The organism is Streptococcus oralis SK304 (assembly GCF_000287715.1).
Classification (GTDB): domain Bacteria; phylum Bacillota; class Bacilli; order Lactobacillales; family Streptococcaceae; genus Streptococcus; species Streptococcus oralis_Y.
Genome location: NZ_ALJN01000022.1, coordinates 106,127 through 131,630, shown reverse-complemented (window position 1 = coordinate 131,630; position 25,504 = coordinate 106,127). Strand labels below are relative to the sequence as shown.

The following is a 25,504-nucleotide window of genomic DNA, read 5'->3' as shown; positions in this document are numbered from 1 at the left end:
CAGTTATTGGCTGACTTCAACTCTTGTACCTGACCTGTGGCCACGCCGTCTTTGTAGAGTTCTACTTTGACACTATCTACAGGCGCGGATACATCGTTACCAGCTGAATCTTTCCATTCTTTTGTTACCTTGACATCTCTGGTTGGAATTTCCATTGGAGCCCATGGAGTCTTTTCCTTATTGGTAATCGTGAAGCCATCTTTCACGCTTCCCTCATAACGGACGCCATACCATTTGCCTGCAAGCTGAATGTTGTTTGAAATTTCGCCAACTTCTTTGATGGTGTACTGATGGGCTTCTCCACCGAGGGTCGCAGAGACTGGCAGTTTCTCAAAGGTGGCTGTCCACTTGTTGGCTTTGCTCAACTCTTGTACCTGACCTGTGGCCACGCCGTCTTTGTAGAGTTCGACTGTGATGCTGTCCACAGGTGCATCAATCTTGTTGCCATCTGTGCCTTGCCACTCTTTGATCACTTTGACAGCTCGGGTTGGAATTTCCATTGGTGTCCATGGAGTCTTTTCCTTATTGGTGATGGTAAAGCCTTCTTTCATGCTTCCTGCGTAATCAACTCCATACCACTTGCCTGCAAGTAAAATGCTGTTTGAAGTTTCCCCAACTTCTTTGACGGTGTACTGATGAGCTTCGCCACCAAGGGTCGCAGAGACTGGCTGTTGCTCAAAGGTGGTTGTCCAGTTATTGGCTGACTTCAACTCTTGTACCTGACCTGTGGCTACGCCGTCTTTGTAGAGTTCTACTTTGACACTATCTACAGGCGCAGATACATCGTTACCAGCTGAATCTTCCCACTCTTTTGTTACCTTGACATCTCTGGTTGGTGGGATCATTGGAGCCCACGGAGTCTTTTCCTTATTGGTAATCGTGAAGCCTTCTTTCATGCTTCCTGCGTAACCGACTCCATACCATTTGCCTGTCACTTGAATGTTGTTTAAGATTTCACCAACTTCTTTGACGGTGTACTGATGAGCTTCGCCACCAAGGGTCGCAGAGACTGGCTGTTTCTCAAAGCTGGCTGTCCAATTGTTATCTTTGGTCAACTCTTGTACTTGACCAGTTGCGGCTCCGTCTTTATAGAGTTCGACTGTGACACTGTCTACAGGCGCGTCGATCTTGTTGCCATCTGACCCTTGCCACTCTTTTGTGACCGTGATCGCTCGGGTTGGAATTTCCATTGGTGCCCATATTAAAGACCAAATTGCATATAACTCTACATCTTTATCAATTGTTCCTGTCTTAAATGTATCTCCCTTTGAATACATAGTGCCTTTACCGTCAGCTTGTGTATTCCATCCCTTGAAGAGATATCCAGATCGTTTCATCGTACCTTCATCTAAGACAGTTACCTTATCAGTATCGGCATCATTTCCATTTTCTGTAATGGATGGATAGTATTCGTTATTATCCTTTGGTGCTTCTCCAGTTACATCAGCGTGATTTTTATTATAATTTATCTTTCCATAAACAATAATATCGTACTCCGCCTTTACGGTATCTTCAGGTATCGCCTGATCGCTACTAGCCAATGTGTTGGTTGTTGTAACTTCAGCTTTAATTTTTCCCGTAGACTTTCCTCTTATTTTACCACCACCATCAACATCAGCCACATCATTTTGCAACTCAATATATTTTAATTCAGGAGATACAGTAGGATGATCACTTGTTGCAACAGCTTTTGCCGCTCCTTTTTCTGACTCTTCTCCAACATGTATCTTAACAGGCTCTGTTTTTATCTTAGGTACTCTTATAAGTCCGCAACCTATAATTTCAAGAGGTTTTTCTTTTACTAATTCAGGTAATTCAGCTGTTTTATAGCTTGCTCTATCAAAGTCAGAATTTTTTGTTTCTTCCATCTCAGAGTGATTGGCTTTCAATGTTAATTTAGTTTCACCATCTGGCATTGTAACCTTTATCCATTGACCAGCCTCAAGCATAAAGCTCTTTAATTCATATCTTCCATTTTCATCTGTAGTTGAACTATGAATCAAAGTATTAGCAGGAATTAACTTGTTATTAATAGTCACATCATGATCAGGAGAATATAGTTCAAGTTTAACACCTTTTGCTTTTGTTTCCCCCTCATCAAGTTTTCCATTTTCATTTTTATCCCACCATACATCTGAGGACATAACTGCATAATTTCCATAAATATATTTTGCAGGATTTATATATCCACTCGTTTTAACTCCTGTATAATCAGTCGTTTCAAAACTTCCACCAATGTATGCTTCAAGCTCATCAATAGTAGTTTTTTCATGAGTCTTAAGTGGTAATTTAATATTTACTTGACTACCTTTAGGAAGTTCTCCCAAATCAAGTTTAACATGGGTTACTTTTCCCCAATCTTTTACATCCGCTGCAGAAATAAATGTATTTCCACCATCTATGCTATAACTAAATTCTTGTTTACCAGGACGACTATCTCCCATTACCTCAACTTCACCAGTCAAATACATATCCACTTGTGTTTTTGGTGTTTGAACAGTTTCATTATTTTGTGTATAGGATATAGATTTATCCTTTTTAGGAATTTCTAAGATAGCCTTAAAGTCCTTAAATCCATCTGAGTCTGGAGCTTGAACGAAGAAGTCTCCACGTAAATTATCTCTTTCATCTGGATAGAAAGTCTGTGTAGGAAATTTACTTCCCGCTGTTCCATAGACGATATTATCATATTTCCCAGGGAATATATTTGATCCTACCGCCGTATTCTTGGATACAACAACTTCCACCTTGCTCAAATCAATTCCAAATAATTTCTTTTCCTTCGTAGCATCAAGAGCTTTTGCAGCATTTTCAGAAAGTTGGAATAAATCTCCTTCAAGCTTTGCATGGCTATAATATTCATTTTTACTTCCATCCAGCTTCGTTTCAAGTGGGCTCATATCATAATAAACCATTCCATATGGACGATGCTCATTTTCTCCTGGAGATGTAACACTTGTGTATCTAAAACTCTTCAGTGCAATGACAACTGGATCTTCCATAAATTTAAGTACACTATCATTGTAGTAATAATAGTAAGAAAAAGCTTTATTCTTAGTAATTTCTCTAAATTGTCTATTTAAAGCTTGTATGCCCGCTTCTGTAATAGACATTTTAATCCATACTCTACCATCAGCATCTGTAACTTGTTTAATAATAACATTGCCAGATGCATTATCAAATCCTAAAAACTTACACTTATCTACATCTGCAGCAAATTGTTTATCTTTTATTTCTACATAAGCGGATTCAGGAATTCCATAAGGCATCTTACCCGCTTCAGGCATGTCTGAGTTCATAGCATAAGCGTAAGCTTTTGTATTAAATTTAACCTTTTGAGTACTTGTTCCTGATTGAGAAATAGAATTATTTGTATCATTACCTGAAGGCTCAATCACATTATCGGCAGTCTTATTTGTAACAATATAAGTTCTAGTAAGAATACCATAACGTTGCGGTAGTTTTATACTATTCCATGTTCTACCACCAAAGTCTTGCCCTTTTCCTGCATCATGAATATGATTTGAATCTCTACAACTTTCATTATAGTATTTACCTTCTAAATTCTGAATAAAGTAATTAGGTCCATACCAAGCAACTCCCTTTTCCTTCTCTATCGTCAATGGATTGCCTTTAAAATCAGTATTTCTAAGTTCATATTCAATATTGGAAAATAATACTGCTTCTCCTGTTTCTTTATTGGCAAATGGCTCAATATTATATACTCCATCATAAGTTAAAACAATACTTGATAGATGTTCAATATCCCTATTAATTCCAAGGTCTATTTTTGTTCCATCTTCAATATTTCCAATATTATATACTTTTTCTGTACCCTCTATTCCAAGTACATTATCCGCAGTTTTATAAATAATTTTCCAACCACTTAAGGATTTATTTGCTGTAAATTTCCCAGTCAAAAGTCCAGTTTTGTCAGCCTTAGAATCAAGTCCTTTGAGATTCAAAGTTCCCACTGTCAAATCAATTCTTGGATTTTTCGTTACAGGAGAAAATTCTTTCTTCGTTCCATAATCAAAGAACAATTTCCAAGTATCATAAAAACTTCCATTCTCCGCTTGATTTGGATATAATACATTTTCCTTTAATCTATCACCAGTACTCTCAGCTTTCAAAGGTGTACATTTCTTTTGAGTTACAGTTGTCCAGAAGAAATCATCCTTTGCTTTTCCACTCACATTATTAACAGGACTTTTCACAGCTTTATTAGCTTCATAATCAAAATTATCATTTGCATCCGCAGTTGGATCAGTTGATTTTGCAGAATATTTTATCTGCAAATGTCCTGTAGCTGTAGGTGTAACATAAATATCAAATTTACTTTGAGCAAATGACTGTCTTCTAACATTTTCCTTATAGTTACCAGCAAAATGTGTACTTGCATTAAAAGTATCATTGTTTAAGTACTCCCAATGAACTTCAACTTTAGTTACTCTTCCACCAGAAGTGTCAAATTTAACTTCAGGAAAATTATGGACTTTATTTGCTAAATGAACAGGTGAATTTACATCTGCTGTGTGTTCATTACCATCTGCTGTAGTATAAACTACTTTTGCTACTTTATAAGAATCTGTATTCCATGTTTGAGCAGTTCCTTTCCATGCAGTAGGTTGAATTTCTTCAGGAAATTCATAAGTTTCAACTGTTGCACCAGTTTTATTCTTTGGAAAATACTCATTCCATTCTCCATTGGCATCTTTTAGAATATAATATTCATTACTTAAACGTGTATAGCCAACATCAGAATACTTTGCATCTGCAGAAACTGCATTTGCAGTATAAAATCCTCCAGCATTTTTATAAAGTTGATATCCAGGTCCAGCAAAACTATGAATTTCATATCCATCGACAGTATTAGCTTTCATAGTTTTAATCTTTACGCCTTGTCCATCAGCGCTGATAACAACTTCCTTTTTGCCGTCTGTTCCATTTGGAGTTTCAAAAACAAATTCAGGTGTTGTAGCTTCATATAAAGTATCTGAACCAATATTGTCGATTCCATCAGGAACTTGCCAAATAGGTGAAAATCCCTTTGTAAATGCATCGTTCCATTTGTGGTCACTTCCATTATTATAGAGAGGTTTCCTTGGTGTTATGAGATAATAATTTCCCTTTCCATCACCATCATTTTTCATTTCACTGACTGTCGCATAATAAGCAAGATCTAAATCATATAAACCATTTCTGATTTGTAATTTTTGTAAAATGAAATTTCCTTCAACACTTCCATTTTTCGGAACATAAACCTTGATATGTTTTAAACTCATTAGAGGAGTATCCGCGTCATGAATTGTTCCTTGCTTATAATAATAGTAATCTTTGTTACCAGTAAATGGACCACTTGCAGGATCTGTATCATAAAATCTTATGAATCCAGAATTCGCAATCTTCGCCAGACTACTTGCATTTAGATGACGATTTCCTGTTACTGTAGTTTTAGGATCGTCATAATTTGTTGGTGACATTCTCCATTTATATTCTGATGAATTTCCTGTACTATTAATCGGTGTGTTATTTTCTCCTTCACAGGCAGTAACATTCAGTTTTGTTTCAAGTTTTCCTTCAGCAATCCACTTTTTACATTCTTCATCTGTTAAACTACGTCTATTAAAGGCGATATTAAATACCAAACTTGAACCTCCGCCCAAAGATCGAAGGAAATTATCATTGATATCATAGATAATTTTTGTAACTTTATCATAATTAGTTTGTGCTGCTGAATCTAATGGTATTACATTCCCCCTTGCATCAAGCAATGTAATTTTTTCAAACTGAACTCCTTCAATTCCGGGATTCGCTAATTTAAATCCGTAAGTTGGTAAATCGACAACAATTTTTTGATCTCCAAACTCATTACTCCCATCATCTTTTGTACGGAAAAAAGGAGTATAGTTTATGGTAAACAATGTATCCGTCATAGTTGCCAAATTATATGGATTTACTGATGTTCCATCTCCATTTGATGTATCTTTAATCTTATGATTGTCATCATATACCATAAGTTTACCATTATCCATTGGAGCTCCGGGATTCAAAGAAACTGATTTCGTTAAAGATTGATTAAATTTAGGCTTAGTTGTTTCTTCTTTAACTTCTGACTCATCCTCTTTTGTTTCATCTTTAGTTTCCTGCTTATCTTTTTGTTCTTCAGGAGCTATCTTTTCTTCAGCTTCCTTATCAGTTTTTTTAGAATCTGTTTTATTGTCCTGTTTATCTGCTTGATCCTCAGGAGCTATCTTTTCTTTAGTTTCATTACCAGTTTTTTTGACATCTGTCATTGTATCTTTAGCTATTATTCCCTCTGCAAAAGCAACAGTATTCGGAACAATTATCCCTAATAGTATTATAACAACTAAAAAAAAAGTTGTTACTTTTTGCAATGTCATCCCATTATTCATCAAATCTTCTCCACTCAAATCCATATTAAAATATTTTATATTTCAATCTTGAAAATAAAAATTTATTTTTAGATAGTAATTAAATGCCTATAAATATAGCATATCTATAGCAGTTTAAGCATTGAATATTATACCAAGAACAGTTTGAAAAATCTACCTTTTTCATTCATTTTAGCTCTATAATATTTGTAGTGGATAACATCTCCTCAGATATTATGGAGCTTTTTAAACACAGACAAAAAGTAGCAGAAAAACTATAATGAAAGCACCACAGAATTGCTCGAAATAAAATTGGAGGCGACCAACACGCTCGTCAAGAACATGAGACGTCATGCATTCGATTTTTGAAACTTTAAAAACATTAAAACTAAAATTCTTGTCGCTTTCAACATTACAAAAGAAAGAACCAATATGATTCTCTCTCGTACTTAGTTATATGTCGCCCACTACAGTTGAAAAAAAGGCCAAACAAAAGAGAACCCGAAGGTTCTCTTGTTTACTTTTTATTCTACAGTTTCTTCAGATTGGATTTCCACAGTTTCATCTACTGGAGCAAGTTCTGTCTTTTCTTGTTCAGGAGCCAGATATTCTGCGTCATTGATTGCCTGTGGTTCAAGATTACGGTAGCGAGCCATACCAGTACCTGCTGGGATGATCTTACCAATAATAACATTTTCCTTGAGTCCAAGGAGATGGTCTTTCTTACCACGGATGGCCGCATCTGTAAGGACACGAGTTGTTTCCTGGAAGGAAGCCGCTGACAAGAAACTATTTGTTTCAAGTGAGGCTTTGGTAATTCCCATAAGAACTGGGCGACCAGTCGCTGGAACCCCACCGGCGATAAGGACATCTTTATTAGCATCTGTAAAATCGTTAATGTCTAAAAGGGTACCCATGAGAAGATCTGTATCACCTGGATCCATGACACGGACTTTACGGATCATTTGACGAACCATAACCTCGATGTGTTTGTCACCGATTTCTACCCCTTGGCTACGGTAAACTTTTTGGACTTCACCGAGAAGGTAGGTTTCAACTGACAAGACATCACGAACAGCAAGGAGATGTTTTGGTTGGATAGAACCCTCTGTCAATGCTGCACCACGAGAAACTTGGTCTCCAACTTCAACACGCATACGTGCTGTAAATGGAACGACGTATTCACCTTCGCCAGTTTCACCCTTAACAAAGACTTTCTTCGTACGAGTTGACGCGTCTTCTTCGATGGCGGTAACTTGTCCCTTGACCTCTGTGATGACCGCTTCCCCTTTTGGATTGCGGGCTTCAAAGATTTCTTGGACACGAGGAAGACCTTGAGTGATATCGGTATTTGAGGCAACCCCACCCGTGTGGAAGGTACGCATTGTAAGTTGTGTACCAGGTTCCCCGATAGATTGGGCAGCGATTGTACCAACTGCTTCACCAACTTCAACCGCATCACCAGTCGCCAAGTTGATACCGTAACAGTGACGGCAGACACCATGACGAGTGTTACATGTAAATACGGAACGGATAGTCACTTCTTCCACACCAGCATTGACAATCTCGCGCGCCTTGTCTTCTGTGATTAACTCATTTGGACCAATGATGACTTCGCCAGTTTCTGGGTGTTTAACAGTTTTCTTAGTATAACGACCATTGAGACGTTCTTCGAGAGACTCGATCATCTCTTTTCCTTCTGCGATAGAGCGGATCAAGAGACCACGGTCTGTTCCACAGTCGTCCTCACGGATGATAACGTCTTGGGCAACGTCAACCAAACGACGAGTCAAGTAACCTGAGTCGGCTGTCTTAAGGGCCGTATCGGTCATACCTTTACGCGCACCGTGAGTTGAGAAGAACATTTCGAGTACTGACAAACCTTCGCGGAAGTTTGAAAGGATTGGCAATTCCATGATACGTCCGTTCGGAGCGGCCATCAGACCACGCATACCGGCAAGTTGTGAGAAGTTCGAGATGTTACCACGGGCTCCTGAGTCCATCATCATAACGATTGGGTTCTTCGGATCTTGATTATCGACCAAGCGTTTTTCCAATTTCTCACGAGCTGCACGCCATTCAGCTGTAACGGCATTGTAACGTTCATCATCAGTGATCAAACCACGACGGAACTGTTTTGTGATTTGTTCTACACGCTTATGAGATTCTTCGATGATTTCAGCCTTGTCTTCAACCACTGGGATATCAGCAATCCCCACTGTCAATCCAGCAAGTGTTGAATGATGGTAGCCTAAGTCTTTCAATCGGTCCAAGAATGCAGAAGTTTCTGTTGTACGGAAACGTTTGAAAATCTCAGCGATGATATTTCCAAGGTTTTTCTTCTTGAATGGAGGATTGAGTTCAAGGTTGCGAATGGCTTCCTTGATATCGCCACCTAGTGGCAAGAAGTACTTAGCTGGGAGCCCTTCTGTCAAGTTCGCATTATTTGGTTCTTGCAAGTAAGGTAGACCCTCTGGCATGATGTCGTTGAAGAGGATTTTACCAACTGTTGTAAGCAAGACCTTGTGTTTTTGCTCTTCTGTCCATGGTTTATTGAGGCTGTCTGTCGCGATACCAACACGTGAGTGGAGGTGAACATAGCCATTGCGGTAAGCCATGACAGCTTCGTCACGGTCTTTGAAGACCATTCCTTCACCTTCACGACCAGCTTCTTCCATCGTCAAGTAGTAGTTACCCAAAACCATGTCCTGAGATGGGGTAACAACTGGTTTACCATCTTTCGGGTTCAAGATGTGCTCAGCAGCGAGCATGAGGATACGAGCTTCTGCTTGAGCCTCTTCTGAAAGCGGTACGTGGATGGCCATTTGGTCCCCGTCAAAGTCGGCATTGTAGGCTTCACAGACAAGCGGGTGCAAACGAAGGGCCTTACCATCGATCAAGACTGGCTCGAAGGCTTGGATACCCAAACGGTGAAGGGTCGGTGCGCGGTTCAAAAGGACTGGGTGTTCTTTGATTACTTCTTCGAGGATATCCCAGATACGTTCATCTCCACGTTCTACCAAGCGTTTAGCCGCTTTAACGTTTTGCACGATGTCACGGGCAACGATTTCACGCATCACAAATGGTTTAAAGAGCTCGATCGCCATTTCGCGTGGCACACCACATTGGTACATCTTAAGAGTTGGACCAACAGCGATAACGGAACGTCCTGAGAAGTCAACACGTTTACCGAGCAAGTTTTGACGGAAGCGTCCTTGTTTCCCTTTGAGCATGTGGCTCAATGATTTTAGTGGACGGCTACCTGGTCCTGTGATTGGACGACCACGACGACCATTATCAATCAAAGCGTCAACCGCTTCTTGAAGCATACGCTTCTCATTTTGAACGATGATACCTGGTGCATTCAACTCAAGCAAACGAGCCAAACGGTTGTTACGGTTGATAACACGGCGGTAAAGGTCGTTCAAGTCAGATGAGGCAAAACGGCCACCATCCAACTGCAACATTGGACGGAGATCTGGTGGAATAACTGGGAGGATGTTAAGAACCATCCATTCAGGTTTGTTCCCAGACTTGTAAAAGGCATCCAAAACATCCAAACGACGGATAGCTTTGACACGTTTTTGTCCAGTAGCTGTTTTCAACTCTTCTTTAAGTTCAGTAATTTCTTTTTCAAGATCTACTTGTTTCAAAAGGTCTTGGATGGCTTCGGCACCCATCTTGGCAACGAATGATCCATAGCCATACTCACGCAAGCGCTCACGGTATTCGCGCTCTGTCATGATAGACTTGTGCTCAAGTGGTGTATCCTTAGGATCAATCACCACATAAGCCGCAAAGTAGATAACTTCCTCGAGGGCACGAGGGCTCATATCAAGGGTCAAGCCCATACGGCTTGGAATCCCCTTGAAATACCAGATGTGAGATACAGGAGCTTTCAACTCGATGTGCCCCATACGCTCACGACGAACTTTTGTACGCGTTACTTCAACCCCACAACGGTCACAAACAATCCCTCTGTAACGAATGCGTTTGTACTTACCACAAGCACATTCCCAGTCTTTTGTAGGACCAAAGATGACTTCGTCAAAGAGTCCTTCACGTTCTGGTTTCAACGTACGGTAATTGATTGTTTCAGGTTTTTTGACTTCTCCATAAGACCATGAACGGACTTTGCTTGGAGAAGCTAGGGTGATTTGCATACTTTTAAAACGATTTACATCAACCACTATTTCTTCCCTTTCTATTCTAAGTGAACTGCTTATTCTTGTTCAGCAGTTTCTTCTGTTGCTTCCGCTTTTGTTGCTTTCTCTGCTTCTTCAGCTTCAAAGGCTGCTTTAGCCTCTTGTGCTGCTTTTTCGCGGGCTTTTTCAAGATCATCTACGTGGATGACATCTTCGTCCATTCCTTCATCCAAGTCGCGAAGTTCCACTTCTTGGTCATCTTCGTCAAGGACACGCATGTCAAGACCAAGAGATTGCAATTCTTTCACAAGAACTCGGAATGATTCTGGAACACCTGGTTTTGGAATTGGTTTTCCTTTTGTAATAGCTTCATAAGCTCTCAAACGTCCGTTAATATCGTCAGACTTGTAAGTCAAAATTTCTTGAAGGACATTTGACGCACCGTAGGCTTCAAGGGCCCAAACCTCCATCTCACCGAAACGTTGTCCACCAAACTGAGCTTTACCTCCGAGTGGCTGTTGAGTAACGGTTGAGTAAGGCCCGACTGAACGCGCGTGCAATTTATCATCAACCATGTGGTGGAGTTTGATCATGTACATGACACCAACTGATACACGGTTGTCAAATGGTTCACCAGTACGGCCATCGTAAAGGATTGTCTTGGCATCGCTATCCATACCTGCTTCTTTGACAGTGTCCCAAAGGTCTTCAGAACTTGCTCCGTCAAAGACTGGTGTTGCGATGTGGATACCAAGAGTACGTGCTGCCATACCAAGGTGGAGCTCCATAACCTGACCGATATTCATACGTGATGGCACCCCAAGTGGGTTCAACATGATATCGACTGGAGTTCCGTCTGGAAGGTAAGGCATGTCTTCTACAGGAACGATACGAGAGACAACCCCTTTGTTTCCGTGACGTCCGGCCATCTTATCTCCGACCTTGATCTTACGTTTTTGAGCGATGTAGACGCGAACCAGCATGTTAACGCCTGATTGCAACTCATCTCCATTTGCACGTGTAAAGATCTTAACATCACGAACGACACCATCGGCACCGTGTGGTACACGAAGAGAAGTATCACGCACTTCACGAGACTTGTCTCCGAAGATAGCGTGCAAGAGACGTTCTTCAGCTGAAAGATCTTTTTCACCTTTAGGCGTTACTTTACCTACAAGGATATCGCCTTCTTTAACCTCAGCACCGATACGGATAATTCCCATTTCGTCAAGGTTTTTAAGGGCATCTTCCCCAACGTTTGGAATCTCACGAGTAATTTCTTCAGGCCCAAGCTTTGTATCGCGCGTTTCTGATTCGTATTCTTCAAGGTGGACAGATGTGTAGACATCGTCTTTCACCAAGCGTTCGCTCATGATAACGGCATCTTCGAAGTTGTAACCTTCCCAAGTCATGTAGGCAACGATTGGGTTTTGTCCAAGCGCCATTTCTCCATTTTCCATAGAAGGTCCATCTGCGATAAAGTCGCCTTTTTCAACGACATCGCCGACTTTTATGAGCGTACGTTGGTTGTAAGCAGTACCTGAGTTTGAACGACGGAATTTTTGAATGTGATAAACATCTAGGGAACCATCTTCACGGCGAACTTCTACCTTGTCCGCATCTGCGTAGGTAACTTTACCATCATGCTGAGCAATAACCGCAGCTCCAGAGTCATGGGCTGCTTGGTATTCCATACCAGTACCAACGTAAGGTGCTTTTGGATCAATCAATGGCACAGCCTGACGTTGCATGTTGGCACCCATGAGGGCACGGTTGGAGTCATCGTTTTCCAAGAAAGGAATACATGCAGTCGCAACGGCAACTACCTGTTTTGGTGAAACGTCCATGTAGTCAACTACTTCTGCTGGATACTCTTGGTTGACCCCTTGGTGACGTCCCATGACAACCTTCTCAGCAAAAGTACCATCTTCGTTGAGGCGAGAGTTAGCCTGTGCTACAGTAAATTCATCTTCTTCATCGGCTGTCAACCAAACGATTTCGTTTGTGACTACACCAGTTTCACGGTCAACCTTACGATATGGTGTTTGAACAAATCCATACTTGTTCAAGTGACCGTATGATGACAAGTTATTGATCAAACCGATGTTAGGTCCTTCAGGTGTCTCGATTGGACACATACGACCGTAGTGAGTGTAGTGCACGTCACGTACTTCATATCCAGCACGGTCACGAGTCAAACCACCAGGTCCTAAGGCTGACAAACGACGTTTGTGAGACAACTCAGAAAGTGGGTTGTGTTGGTCCATGAACTGGGACAATTGTGAGGAACCAAAGAATTCTTTGATCGCAGCTGTCACAGGGCGGATGTTGATAATTTGTTGCGGTGTCAAAACTTCATTGTCCTGAACAGACATACGTTCACGGACATTACGTTCCATACGAGAAAGTCCAAGACGTACTTGGTTGGCAAGCAATTCACCAACTGCACGGATACGACGATTTCCAAGGTGGTCGATATCATCCACACGACCGATACCTTCTGCCAAGTTGAGGAAATAGCTCATCTCTGCAAGGATATCCGCAGGAGTTACAACACGAACCTTGTCGTCTGGATTAGCATTTCCGATGATGGTTACAACACGGTCTGGGTCCGTTGGGGCAACAACCTTGAATTTTTGAAGGACAACTGGTTCTGTCAGAACAGCTGCATCGTTTGGTATGTAAACAATCTTGTTCAAGTCGCCATCCAAGTGGCTCTCAATACTTTCAATCACGCTACGAGTCATAACGGTGCCAGCTTCTACCAAGATTTCACCCGTTTCAGGATCTACCAATAGCTCAGCGATGGTTTGGTTGAGCAAGCGTGTTTTGATGTTCAATTTTTTATTAATCTTGTAACGACCAACGGCTGCTAAGTCATAGCGACGCGGATCAAAGAAACGAGCCACAAGCAAGCTACGTGAACTTTCAGCGGTCTTAGGCTCACCTGGACGAAGGCGTTCGTAAATTTCTTTCAAGGCTTCGTCTGTACGAGAGTCCATTGGATTCTTGTGGATATCTTTTTCAACAGTATTGCGAACCAATTCGCTATCACCAAAGATATCAAAGATTTCATCATCACCTGAGAAACCAAGCGCACGAACCAAGGTCGTAAATGGAATCTTACGAGTACGGTCGATACGAGTATAAGCGATGTCTTTTGAGTCGCTTTCAAGTTCCAACCAAGCTCCACGGTTAGGGATAACAGTAGAGCCGTAACCCACTTTACCGTTCTTGTCTACTTTGTCATTAAAGTAAACACCTGGTGAGCGAACCAACTGAGAAACGATAATACGTTCACCACCATTGATGATGAAAGTACCCATCTCAGTCATGATTGGGAAATCACCAAAGAAGACTTCTTGAGTCTTGATTTCGCCTGTTTCTTTATTGATCAAGCGGAAGGTTACAAAAATTGGGGCTGAGTAGCTAGCATCGTGGATACGAGCTTCTTCGAGCGTGTATTTTGGTTCCTTGATTTCATAGCCAACAAATTCCAACTCCATTGTGTCTGTGAAGTTTGAAATTGGCAATACATCTTCAAATACTTCCTTAAGTCCGTGGTCTAGGAAATCTTTGAATGAATCCGTTTGAATTTCAATCAAATTTGGTAAGTCAAGAACTTCTTTGATTCTTGAAAAACTACGACGGGTACGATGTTTCCCGTATTGAACGTCATGTCCTGCCAAGATGATTCTCCTTTGTAAATAAATTCCAAGCCTTGTCAATCAGGCTTTTCTAATCGTCATATGGTTTTAAAAACCCCTATCACCGTGTCCCTTTGATGAATTTTCAGAATCTTTAAATCTTTGTTACAAGCACTCAAAAACCTGAAAAAAAGCACAAAAAGAGCAGCTAAATCTGACTTTTTCAGAAGATTTAACTGCTGTGAGCCTTGTCTGGACAATATTTCAGACAAAACCTACGACAAATGATTACTCATATTATACCTTATTTAGCCAGATTTTTCAAGGTTTTTTTACTACTTTTTAAACAATCTTTTCCTATATATTATTTTAAAATTTCAAGAGAATGAAGCATTATATTTTCTCTTCAAAACTAGGAAAACGCTTGCACTAATGTTTACCTCGTGCTATACTGTTAGGGAACAACTACACAAGGAGAATTGTGATGAAAAAGATCCCATCTCAAACTGAGAAAAAAATGATTTATGGTATCCGTTCCTTGAAGAACGGAACTGGTTCTATCCTTATTGGTGCCAGCATTGTCTTGCTTTCTGCTGCAATGCCAACTATTTCAGCTAACGAAAACCTTCCTCAAACTCAGGAAAATACTAGCGCTGTGACCAAGGCCCCTACTGAGACTGAAACGAGTCAAACTCAAAAGGAAACGCCTATTTCTGAACAAAAGAATGCAAACGCTTCCCTTGACACTAAAAAGGAAGCCCTAGCAACTGACACTGCTCTAGCAGCTGAAACACCTAAAAAAGAAGACGCTACTACAAGCCAGCCCAACAGCAAAGAAGAGAAAGTAGATACTAGCACTTCGACGCCAAGTTCTGATCAAAAACCACAAGCAGACACTAGTTCTGAAGAACCAATCGAAGACAACTACTTCCGCATTCATGTGAAAAAACTTCCTGAGGAAAACAAGGATTCCCAAGGTCTTTGGACTTGGGACGATGTTGAAAAACCTTCTGAAAACTGGCCCAATGGAGCCAAGTCCTTCAAGGATGCCAAGCAAGATGACTACGGCTATTATCTAGATGTCAAACTCAAAAATGAGCAAGCCAAGAAGGTCAGCTTCCTCATCAACAATACTAAAGGGGATAACCTGACAGGGGACCGTTCGGTAGAGCGCCTCTCTCCAAAAATGAACGAGGCCTGGCTAGATGAAAACTACAAGGTATACAACTACCGTCCTCAACCAGCAGGAACTGTCCGTGTCAACTACTATCGCACCGACGGGAACTATGACAAAAAATCTCTCTGGTATTGGGGCGATGTCAAGAATCCAAGCAGTGGAGAATGGCCTGACGGGACAGACTTTACTGCAACTGGAAAATATGGCCGTTACATTGATATTCCACTCAATGAAGCTGCAAGAGAATTTGGATTTTTATTACTAGACGAAAGCAAGAAAGGCGATGATGTGAAAATCCGAAAAGAGGATTACAAATTTACAGATTTGAAAAATCACAGTCAAATCTTTCTCAAAGATGATGACGAAACCATCTACACCAACCCCTATTACGTGCACGACATCCGCATGACTGGTGCTCAACACGTAGCTAAGTCTCGTATTGAAAGCAGCTTTTCTACCCTAGTCGGAGCCAAGAAAGAAGACATTCTTAAGCACTCCAACATCACTGACCATCAAGGGAACAAAGTAGCCATCACAGACGTGGAAGTAGATGAAGCTGGTAAGAAAGTGACCTACATTGGCGACTTCTCTGATACCCAACACCCTTACACTGTCAGCTACAATTCAGACCGTTTTACCACACGTTCAAGCTGGCGCCTCAAGGATGAGACCTACAGTTATGACGGTCCACTCGGCGCAACCCTAAAAGAAGATGGCAAGCGTGTCGACCTTACCCTCTGGTCTCCAAGTGCTGATAAGGTTTCCGTTGTCGTCTAAGACAAGAAAGACCCTGAAAAAGTGGTCGGAACTGTCGCTCTTGAAAAAGGAGAAAAAGGAACCTGGAAACAAACTTTGGACGCAAACTCAGGTCTAGGTATCAGCAACTACACTGGCTACTACTACCACTACCAAATCGAGCGCCAAGGTAAAACTGTCCTCGTTCTTGACCCTTATGCCAAATCATTAGCGGCTTGGAATAGCGACCTAGCAAAAACAGATGCCGCTCATAAGGTCGCTAAAGCTGCCTTCGTCGATCCAGCAAAGTTAGGTCCGCAAGACTTGACCTATGGGAAGATTCGAAACTTCAAATCGCGTGAAGATGCCGTTATCTACGAAGCTCATGTTCGTGACTTCACTTCGGATCCTGCCATCGCAAAAGACTTGACCAAGCCATTTGGTACCTTTGAAGCCTTTATCGAAAAACTAGACTATCTCAAAGACTTGGGTGTGACTCATATCCAACTCCTTCCAGTCTTGTCCTACTACTTTGTCAACGAATTGAAGAACCAAGAACGTTTGTCTGCCTATGCTTCAAGCAACAGCAACTACAACTGGGGATATGACCCTCAAAACTACTTCTCCTTGACTGGTATGTACTCAAGCGATCCTAAGAATCCAGAAAAACGTATTGCCGAATTCAAAAATCTCATCAACGAAATCCATAAACGTGGTATGGGGGCTATCTTGGATGTGGTCTACAACCATACTGCCAATCTCGACATCTTTGAAGACTTAGAGCCAAACTACTACCACTTTATGGACGCAGACGGAACTCCTCGTACTAGCTTTGGAGGTGGCCGTTTGGGAACAACCCACTACATGTCTAAGCGTGTCTTGGTAGACTCCATCAAGTATTTAGTCGAAACCTACAAGGTGGATGGTTTCCGATTCGATATGATGGGTGACCACGATGCAGCTTCAATCGAAGAAGCTTACAAGGCTGCACGCGCCCTCAATCCAAACCTTATCATGCTAGGTGAAGGCTGGAGAACCTATACTGGTGATGAAAATACGCCTGTACAACCTGCTGACCAAGATTGGATGAAACATACCGATACTGTCGCTGTCTTTTCAGATGATATCCGTAACAACCTCAAGTCTGGTTATCCAAACGAAGGCCAACCTGCCTTTATCACAGGTGGAAAACGCGATATCAATACCATCTTTAAAAATCTGATTGCTCAACCAACTAACTTTGAAGCAGACAGTCCCGGAGATGTTATCCAGTATATCGCAGCCCATGATAACTTGACACTCTTTGACATCATTGCCCAGTCTATCAAAAAAGACCCAAGCAAGGCGGAAAACTACGCTGAGATCCATCGCCGTTTGCGACTTGGAAACCTCATGGTCTTGACTGCTCAAGGAACTCCGTTTATCCACTCTGGTCAGGAATATGGACGTACCAAACAATTCCTTGACCCAGCCTACAAGACTCCTGTTCCTGAAGATAAGGTTCCAAACAAGTCTCACTTGTTGCGCGACAAGGACGGCAAGCCATTTGTCTATCCTTACTTTATCCATGACTCTTACGACTCTAGTGATGCTGTCAACAAGTTTGATTGGACCAAGGCAACAGATGGTAAAGCTTTCCCTGAAAATGTCAAGAGCCGTGACTACATGAAAGGATTGATCGCTCTTCGTCAATCGACAGATGCCTTCCGACTCAAGAGTCTACAAGATATCAAAGAACGCGTCCAACTCATTACTGTCCCAGGAAAAAATGGTGTTGAAAAAGAAGACGTGGTCATCGGCTACCAAATCACTGCTCCAAATGGAGATATCTACGCAGTCTTTGTCAATGCAGATAATAAGGCTCGCGAATTCAACTTGGGAACTGCCTTTGCTCACTTGAGAAAGGCTGAAGTCCTGGCAGATGAAAATCAAGCTGGACCAGTAGGAATCGCTAAACCTCAAGGTCTCGAATGGACTGAAAAAGGCTTGAAATTGAACGCTCTCACTGCCGTTGTTCTCCGCTTGTCTCAAGGTGGTGCCATCGTCGCTCCAGCTGTGGAAGAAAAACCAGAATTTGATCTTTCTAGCTTGGAAACCCAACAAGACCAAGCCCAAAACCTAGCAGCAAATCCTGACACTCAAGAAACTGCTGCAGAGGCTCTTTCTCAGAAAATCCTTCCAAACACAGGAACTGAGAGCAAATCCCTTCTTGCCCTAGCTGGATTCAGCATCCTCGCCCTTCTCGGACTTGGATGGTTGATGAAAAACAAGAAAAAGAACTAATACTCAATGAAAATCAAAGAGTAAACTAGGAAGCTAGTCGCAGGCTGCTCAAAGCACTGTTTTGAGGTTGTGGATAAGGCAAAGCTGACCTGGTTTGAAGAGATTTTCAAAGAGTATAACCTAGCCCTCCTATAGAAACAACACCCCATGGTCAGAAGAATCTTCTAGTCATGGGGTGTTGTTTTTTATGATACACTTATCTATCAAATCATATATTCTACACTATAGCTAGCGTCTGATAAGATACGAGCCAGAAACTGCTTGGTTCGTTCTTCTTGTGGACGGTTAAAGAAATCGTGGGGATTATTCTCCTCTACGATACGGCCTCCATCCATGAAAATAACGTGGTTAGCGACATCTCTAGCAAATCCCATCTCATGCGTGACGACCACCATGGTCACACCTTCTCCCGCCAACTGTTTCAGAACATCCAAAACATCTCCAACCAACTCAGGGTCTAGTGCTGATGTTGGTTCATCCAGCAAAATGACCTCGGGCTTGACGGCAATAGCACGCGCAATTCCTATTCGTTGTTGTTGCCCTCCAGATAGCTGGGAAGGGTAGTAGTCTTTGTAGGCCAGTAAACCAACTTTCCCCAAGGCAGATTCTGCACGTTTGAGCGCTTCTTCCTTGGGAACTTTACGAGCCACGATCAGGCCTTCTAGAATATTTTCCAGAGCAGTTTTGTTTGCAAAGAGATTGTAGTGTTGGAAAACAAAGGCTGTTTTTTGGCGAATTTCTAGAATGTCTTTCTTGCTTAATTTGGCTAAGTCATAAGTTTTTCCTGCCAAGGTCAAACGGCCACTGTCAGCTTTTTCTAAGTGGTTGAGACAACGGAGAAAGGTCGTTTTCCCCGAACCTGATGGTCCTAAAATAACAACGACATCCCCTTGGTTAACCTGAAGATTGACATCCTCCAGTACCTGCCTATCTCCAAATGTTTTTGCGATATGTTCTACTTGTAACATCCTGTCCTCCTATACAAAACGCGCGCTAGATGCTTTTGCTCTCTTTTCTTTTTTCACATAGCCTTTCTCCAATAGGGAGAAGCCCCACTGAATCAAACCACAAATCAAAATATACTGCAAAAAGATTACAAAATAAGACTCAAAATACTGGTAACCGTAGGATGCTTCCACACGAGCAATAGCGGTGATATCCTTGATAGTCATAACAAAGACCAGGGAGGTCCCTTTGACGATATTGATTACCAGATTGGCCAAGTTAGGCAAGGCTGAGCGCAAGGCTTGAGGAAAAACAATCCTTAGATAGGCCTGGGTCGTAGTCAGCCCAATCGCATGCGCCGCCTCTAGTTGTCCCTTGTCCACCGTCAAGATAGCTGAACGCAAAATCTCCGATAAACTCCCGACTGTCATCAAACTATAAATAATGAAGGCATAGTAGAGAGGATCAAGCTTGAAAATATCAAAGTCGCTTCCTATGCTTTTGAGAAGTTGATTCAGCAGACTTGGAAACAAACTATAAAAGAAGAGAATCAATAAAATCGGAGGAGTCGCTCGGATAAACGCCAGATAGACCAGAGAAAAACTCCTCACCCCTCGAACCTTGTAAATCTGCCCCAAGGCCAAAAATAGAGCCGGTAAAAAGCTTAAGACCATAGCCACAATCATGATAATCAAGGTGATTGGCACACCCTTCAAGGTCTCAAGAAAGGTCTTTACAATATAGTCTATATCCATTTCTTACCTCCCTTTTGTTTCCAAAGACTTCTCAAGCAAACGACTCAAGATAGAAATAACCAAGGCAATCCCCCAATAAAGAAGCGCAACTGCCGTATAGGTTTCCAGCGAGTAGTTCCCTAAATTGCGACTGATCAAGAGATTGCCTGCACCCATAACATCAACGAAACCAATCGTATAGGCCAAGGCAGCATCCCGCATGAGATTGAGAATAGCGGTCGTTATATTGGGAAGAGCAACCTGAAAAGCTTGGGGAAAAATGATTCTCCAAAAAGTCTGACTTGGAGTCAAACCAATACTAAGCCCGGCCTCTGTCTGCCCCTTTGGAATAGCTTGATAGGCCGCCTTGAAGACCTCGGCAACAATAGCCGCAAACAAGAGAATCATCGTCAGGAGAACAAAAATAGTTTTAGACCAGTTGTTGATATCCAAACCCAGCCACCATTTCAGAAATTCTGGCAAGCCATAAAAGACTAGAAAAAGCAAGACAATCGGCGGTGTACAACGAAGGGTAAAGATATAGCCTTTGGAAATCGCTGCAAAACTCTTGTCTTCTCCTACTTGTGCCCAGGCCAAGAGACCTCCAAAAAGGGAACCAAGAAGAGTAGTAAAAAAGAGAATGGACAAGGTCATAGGAAGCGCCTGCCATAAGGTCGGCAAAAACTGAAAGACCTTGGAAAAATCATAAGAAACCATGCAAAACCCTTTCTAGTCTTGGAATTTCTGGTCTAGACTTTGTCTACGTAACTAAAGACATCTTCTTTGAAATATTGCTGAGATAGCTTAGCAAGCGTGCCATCTTCTTCCAACTCTTTGATTGCTTTTTCATATTCTTTAGCAAATTTCTCACCCTTTTCATCACGGTGAATCAATGGATAAGTTGGAATGCCCTTATATGGGAACCAGCTGAGTTTGTCCGCATATTGGTGGTAAGGGCCATCTTCTGCGGTAACTGCTTTTTCAAAGGACAGTTTGATATCAAAGAAGGCGTCATAACGTCCTTCTAAGACCCAGGCATAGGCATCTGCCACCTTAAAGGATTCCGCTGCTGTTAGCTCAATTGGTGCATCTTGATGTTTTTCGTTGTAGCTAGTGATGACATTCCATTGAGCATTCTGTGGAGAGATAGGAACCAATTTCCCTTTATTCTTGGCAAAGTCATCAATGGTTTTGTATTTTTGTTCGTCTTCTTTTCTGACAGTAAATCCGATAATACTCGCTCCGACTGGTTCAGATGGAATGACAAACTTTTTAGCTCGTTCATCTGTGTACCAAGCTCCCTTGGTTCCGATGTCATACTTGCCTGATTCCAGACCAATCAAGAGATCGTCATCACTGGTACCCGTATATTCAAATTGATAGTTTGCCAACTTCTCATCAACAGCCTTCAAAACAGCTACTTCATAACCATCTGATTCCCCTTTTTCATTGACAAAGTCATAAGGGACGTAGTTTTGTGTATGGGCAACCTTCAAGGTTATGACTTCAGCAGACGAAGCCGTTTCTCCCTCCTTGGCTGGAGCGCCAGCTAAACTTCTCCCGATAATCGTTGCCCCAATTACTGCAACAACTGCTACACCACCGATAATCCATGCTTTTTTACTCATCTTTTTCTCCTTTAGTTTTCAAGCGCTTCTCTCACCCACTGGATACGTTCAACTGCGATATCACTTGGAATGGTACAATCTGCCCCAAGTACCAAGCCCTGTTCCCCAGATTCTGCAACTAGTTTCTTTGCCTCAGCCTGAATGGCGTCCTTGCTACCAGTATACAGCAAGCCCGTCTTGCCATTTTCGAATCCTCCAAGAACCGTACGTCCCTTGAAAATCTCACGTCCTTCCTTGAGAGTGATTCCCTCTGGTCCTACAGCCCAGTTAAAGACTTGGGCTGGATAGTCAACAAAAAGATGAATATCATTTCGCGCCCCCTCGTAGCCACAGATATGAAGAACAGTAACACCACCAACAGCACTAGTTGCTTCCAGAACTGTTATCTCGCTAGGTGCAATGACGGCTTGATAATCTGCTGCCGACACTCGATGATCTTGGATACTCTGCACGCTGAGGTAGATTCCGTCAGCGCCAGCCTCTTTGATGACGGCTTGGCTGAGACTCGCAATATCTTCTGCAATCACATCCAACACCTTCTTCAGGGCATCAGGATCTTCCACCAGAAAGTCCGCAATAAGGTCATCTCCGCCAGACACTTCCCCAAGTAGCCACTTGAGATAGGTCACAGGGGCAAAAATATTGTAAATTGCAACGATATCTTCTGTGAACTCTTGCTTGATTTTCTGAACCAAGTCCACCTGCTCTTTTATCCAAGCGTGATCTGGTCCGAGTGGTTGAATGGTCGCCAATTCTTGAAGTGATTTTCCTTTAGCAATCGCTGGATTTGGATAAGCAAAGTAGCCATCACTCATGAGTTTGATAAAGTCTGGCTGAACTTCTCGGATAAAGCGCTTATGCCCCTCGATATTCTTCTCGATAATGGCTGGATTTGAGAAACCGTCTAGCCATTCGTCTTCGGATGTGAAATGGTGCCAAAAACCAACTGGCACACGATCAACCTTCTCACCTTTAAATGCTTTTAAAACCCATTCTTTTTTTTCTGACATTCTTATTCTCCATTTCTTACTTTTTCAACTAATAAACTGATTGCGATATCATTCGAGCGCAGAAAGGGGAGACTGGACTTGGAAAAATCCTGAACTCCACGACATCTCTCTCCATTTTTGCAGTGCCCATTTTTTACGACGCTTATGGCGACCAAGGCCAGCAAACCGACAACTGCAATGAAGCTAACCCATCTTTTACTTTTCATAGCTCCTCCTTTTAGAGAACAGCTGCCTGCCGAATCCAGTCCAACCTCTCTAAGTCAAAGTCATCTGGAACAGTACAGTCAGCTCCCAGAAGAACACCTTTACTACCCGCTTCAGCCAGCAACCGTCTCGTTTCATCTTGCAATTCCGCCTTGGACCCTTGATAAAGCAAGCTTTTCTTGCCATTTTCAAATCCACCTAAAACGGCCTTGCCTGGAAACAACTCCTGACCCTGTGTCAAACTAACATCCTCATGGTGGGTCGCCCAGTTGACCACTTGAGCTGGATAGTCCTTAAATATCGTCACATCATTGCTCGCACCTTCAAAACCACAGATATGGAGGATATTGGTCCCACCAACCTGATTGGCTGTCTCCAAAACTGCTATATTGCTCGGTTCGATATAGGTTTGATAGAGTGCTGGTGTGATGCGCTCATCTTGAACTTCCTGGGTGCTGAGGTAAATTCCATCAACACCGCCTTGCTGGATGATTTTCTGAGTTAGGATAGCAATATCTCCTGCAATCACATCTAGAATCGCTCTAAATTGCTCAGGATTTTCAAGCAATAAATTAGCTACTTCCCTATCTCCTCGAGAAGTTTCTGTACGGAACCAGCGCTTGAGGTAGGAGATCGGTGAAAAGATATTGTAGAAAGAAGCAATCTCTTCGGTAAAGGTCTCTCGAATCGCTTGTACCACTTCCACCTGTTGCTGAATCCATGGGTGTTCCTCACCAATCGACTCAATAGAAGTCAGCTCCTGAATGCTTAAAATCTTAGGATTATAGACATTACTTGGATAAAGGAAAAAACCGTCGCTCATAATTTTGACAAAATCAGGACGAATCCTTTCCACATAGCTGCGATGCCCTTCAACACTCTTTTGAAAGATACGTGGATTATTTAATCCTTGCCCCTTTTCTTCGAGTGTTACAAAATGAAACCAAAATCCCACAGGAACTCTTTCCACTTCATCGCCTCGAATCGCTCTAAAAACTAGATCTCTTTTACTTGCCATACCTCTCTCCTTCCATTTGGATTGAAACCATCTTACCACTCCTTTTTCCCTTTTCCCAATATATATTGACTATTAACTCGATTGGAAATTTTTATATCTATAAAGAAAAAATCCCTGAAAAGCTTGATGTTACTAGCCTTTCAAAGATTCACTTTATTTTCATTTATTTTTTAAAAGAGAGTTGATATAGATTTTCTATCAAGTCGATTGGATTTTTTTATAACCATCTTCATTCCCAAATTAAGTACATAATTTTATCCTGATACCAAATTACTACTGAAAAATTTATTTTCTCCCGATATTCCCTTGCACAAATCCCGTGAAAACGCTACAATATTAATAGACTATTATTAGGAGGATGGGATTATGAAAATATCCAAAGTTACCATTACAATTGCTTCTACACTTACTTCCGTCATTTTACTGACTGGCTGTGGCACAAATTCGGCAAATTCACAGACAACACAAAGTAGTACATCTGATAATCAGGTTACAATGACCTATGATCAGTTGCGTTCAAGAGAAAATACTATGTCAACTCTTTGGTATCAAAAAGCAGCTGAAACCAAGGCGCTCTATCTACAAGGTTACAATGTCGCTACTGATCGTTTGAAAGAACTACTAAAAACACAGACAGATAAACCCTACTCTATCGTTTTGGACTTGGACGAAACCGTACTAGACAACAGTCCTTATCAAGCGCAAAATGTCAAAGACGGAACAGCATTTACCCCAGAAAACTGGGATGTCTGGGTAAAAAAGGCCGCAGCCAAGGCTGTACCAGGTGCTAAAGACTTCCTCCAATTTGCAGACCAAAACGGTGTCCAAATTTACTATGTATCTGACCGCACGATAGATCAGGTAGATGATACGATCAAAAACCTAGAAAACGAAGGAATTCCTGTACAAAGCCGCGATCATCTCATGTTCTTAGAAAAAGGCGTCAAATCTAAAGAAGGTCGTAGACAAGCGGTCCAAGAGAAAACCAACTTAGTCATGCTACTAGGAGACAATCTTGTGGACTTTGCAGAGTTTTCAAAGACCTCTGAAACTGAGCGCGACCAAAAATTAGAGGAATTACAAAAAGAGTTTGGTGAGAAATTCATCATTTTCCCTAACCCAATGTACGGATCATGGGAAAGCACTGTCTACAATGGTAATAAATTGGATGCCAAGGGTCAAACTGAAGAGCGCCAAAAAAACTTACAAGGTTTTGATAAATAAAAGAGCTATATACCAGTTTACACCAACCACAAGATATCGTATTTGCGAGAATAGCGAAAAAAGACGATTTCCAAGCGGAAATCGTCTTTTATATAGGACAGACCTCTCCAATTCAAAATGTACTTCATTTAGTATAGATGTAACCATAAATCATATTTTCTAAGTGGTTTATACATGACTGTCCGTCAGGGAAAGCAAATATGCAAAATTTAGAAATTTTGATATAATAGAACTATCAAAAAGTAAAGGAATGATTGGTATGAAAGCAATCACAGCTCACAGCTCACAGCTCACAGCTCACAGCTCACAGCTCACAGCTCACAGCTCACAGCTCACAGCTCACAGCTCACAGCTCACAG

The 25,504-nt window shown here is 41.7% G+C and carries 11 protein-coding genes and 2 pseudogenes; 3 read left to right on the top strand and 10 right to left on the bottom strand.

Annotated elements, in window-relative coordinates; translation table 11 throughout:
- Positions 1-6,416 (bottom strand): Cna B-type domain-containing protein (locus tag HMPREF1125_RS12690; protein ID WP_002883393.1); only part of this gene is annotated, 6,416 nt, incomplete at its 3' end.
- A 288-nt stretch (positions 6,417-6,704) separates the two neighbouring features.
- Here HMPREF1125_RS12690 and HMPREF1125_RS12910 point away from each other — a divergent pair.
- Positions 6,705-6,848, top strand: a pseudogene (locus tag HMPREF1125_RS12910) (ISL3 family transposase); the annotation flags it as partial.
- A 71-nt stretch (positions 6,849-6,919) separates the two neighbouring features.
- Here HMPREF1125_RS12910 and rpoC read toward each other — a convergent pair.
- On the bottom strand, positions 6,920-10,585 hold the full coding sequence (gene rpoC / locus HMPREF1125_RS11960) for a DNA-directed RNA polymerase subunit beta' (RefSeq protein WP_000228786.1): 3,666 nt from the start codon (positions 10,583-10,585) through the stop codon (positions 6,920-6,922).
- Positions 10,586-10,617: 32 nt separating this feature from the next.
- Positions 10,618-14,229 carry a DNA-directed RNA polymerase subunit beta gene (gene rpoB, locus HMPREF1125_RS11955; protein ID WP_000907155.1) on the bottom strand — a complete coding sequence of 1,204 codons (3,612 nt, stop codon included), beginning with the start codon at positions 14,227-14,229 and terminating at the stop codon, positions 10,618-10,620.
- Positions 14,230-14,671: 442 nt separating this feature from the next.
- Here rpoB and HMPREF1125_RS11950 point away from each other — a divergent pair.
- Positions 14,672-18,382 (top strand): annotated as a pseudogene (locus tag HMPREF1125_RS11950) (pullulanase).
- Between the two features lie 203 nt (positions 18,383-18,585).
- On the opposite strand, the gene HMPREF1125_RS11940 reads toward HMPREF1125_RS11950, so the two are convergent.
- The 7 genes from HMPREF1125_RS11940 to HMPREF1125_RS11915 are packed head-to-tail and all read right to left on the bottom strand — an operon-like array spanning position 18,586 to position 23,921.
- Positions 18,586-19,350: an amino acid ABC transporter ATP-binding protein gene (locus HMPREF1125_RS11940; protein ID WP_000942245.1), complete on the bottom strand. Its 765-nt coding sequence runs from the start codon at positions 19,348-19,350 to the stop codon at positions 18,586-18,588.
- A gap of 9 nt (positions 19,351-19,359) precedes the next feature.
- Positions 19,360-20,082 (bottom strand): amino acid ABC transporter permease, encoded by a 723-nt coding sequence (locus HMPREF1125_RS11935; protein WP_000350570.1) that lies wholly within the window; start codon positions 20,080-20,082, stop codon positions 19,360-19,362.
- 3 nt (positions 20,083-20,085) lie between these two features.
- Entirely contained in the window at positions 20,086-20,778 is a 693-nt protein-coding gene (locus tag HMPREF1125_RS11930; protein WP_000255459.1) for an amino acid ABC transporter permease, read from the bottom strand.
- A 32-nt stretch (positions 20,779-20,810) separates the two neighbouring features.
- Positions 20,811-21,689 (bottom strand): transporter substrate-binding domain-containing protein, encoded by an 879-nt coding sequence (locus tag HMPREF1125_RS11925; RefSeq protein ID WP_000037002.1) that lies wholly within the window; start codon positions 21,687-21,689, stop codon positions 20,811-20,813.
- A gap of 11 nt (positions 21,690-21,700) precedes the next feature.
- Positions 21,701-22,699: a uroporphyrinogen decarboxylase family protein gene (locus HMPREF1125_RS11920; RefSeq protein WP_001290977.1), complete on the bottom strand. Its 999-nt coding sequence runs from the start codon at positions 22,697-22,699 to the stop codon at positions 21,701-21,703.
- A gap of 2 nt (positions 22,700-22,701) precedes the next feature.
- Complete coding sequence (locus tag HMPREF1125_RS0102550) at positions 22,702-22,905, bottom strand: hypothetical protein (RefSeq protein WP_000837746.1); 204 nt, start codon at positions 22,903-22,905, stop codon at positions 22,702-22,704.
- Positions 22,906-22,916: 11 nt separating this feature from the next.
- The gene (locus HMPREF1125_RS11915) at positions 22,917-23,921 is read right to left on the bottom strand and encodes a uroporphyrinogen decarboxylase family protein (protein ID WP_000157317.1); all 1,005 of its coding nucleotides are present in this window, start codon (positions 23,919-23,921) and stop codon (positions 22,917-22,919) included.
- A 366-nt stretch (positions 23,922-24,287) separates the two neighbouring features.
- Between HMPREF1125_RS11915 and HMPREF1125_RS11910 the strand changes: the two genes are divergently transcribed.
- A complete protein-coding gene (locus HMPREF1125_RS11910) occupies positions 24,288-25,145 on the top strand; it encodes a 5'-nucleotidase, lipoprotein e(P4) family (protein ID WP_000703387.1) in 858 nt (285 codons plus the stop codon).
- The last annotated feature ends 359 nt before the right edge of the window (positions 25,146-25,504 follow it).

Excerpts from the sequence above, each read along its gene's own strand:
- HMPREF1125_RS11940 (WP_000942245.1), bottom strand. The coding sequence starts at position 19,350 with ATGTTACAAGTAGAACATATCGCAAAAACATTTGGAGATAGGCAGGTA.
- HMPREF1125_RS11935 (WP_000350570.1), bottom strand. The coding sequence starts at position 20,082 with ATGGATATAGACTATATTGTAAAGACCTTTCTTGAGACCTTGAAGGGT.
- HMPREF1125_RS11930 (WP_000255459.1), bottom strand. The coding sequence starts at position 20,778 with ATGGTTTCTTATGATTTTTCCAAGGTCTTTCAGTTTTTGCCGACCTTA.
- HMPREF1125_RS11925 (WP_000037002.1), bottom strand. The coding sequence starts at position 21,689 with ATGAGTAAAAAAGCATGGATTATCGGTGGTGTAGCAGTTGTTGCAGTA.
- HMPREF1125_RS11920 (WP_001290977.1), bottom strand. The coding sequence starts at position 22,699 with ATGTCAGAAAAAAAAGAATGGGTTTTAAAAGCATTTAAAGGTGAGAAG.
- HMPREF1125_RS0102550 (WP_000837746.1), bottom strand. The coding sequence starts at position 22,905 with ATGAAAAGTAAAAGATGGGTTAGCTTCATTGCAGTTGTCGGTTTGCTG.
- HMPREF1125_RS11915 (WP_000157317.1), bottom strand. The coding sequence starts at position 23,921 with ATGGCAAGTAAAAGAGATCTAGTTTTTAGAGCGATTCGAGGCGATGAA.
- HMPREF1125_RS11910 (WP_000703387.1), top strand. The coding sequence starts at position 24,288 with ATGAAAATATCCAAAGTTACCATTACAATTGCTTCTACACTTACTTCC.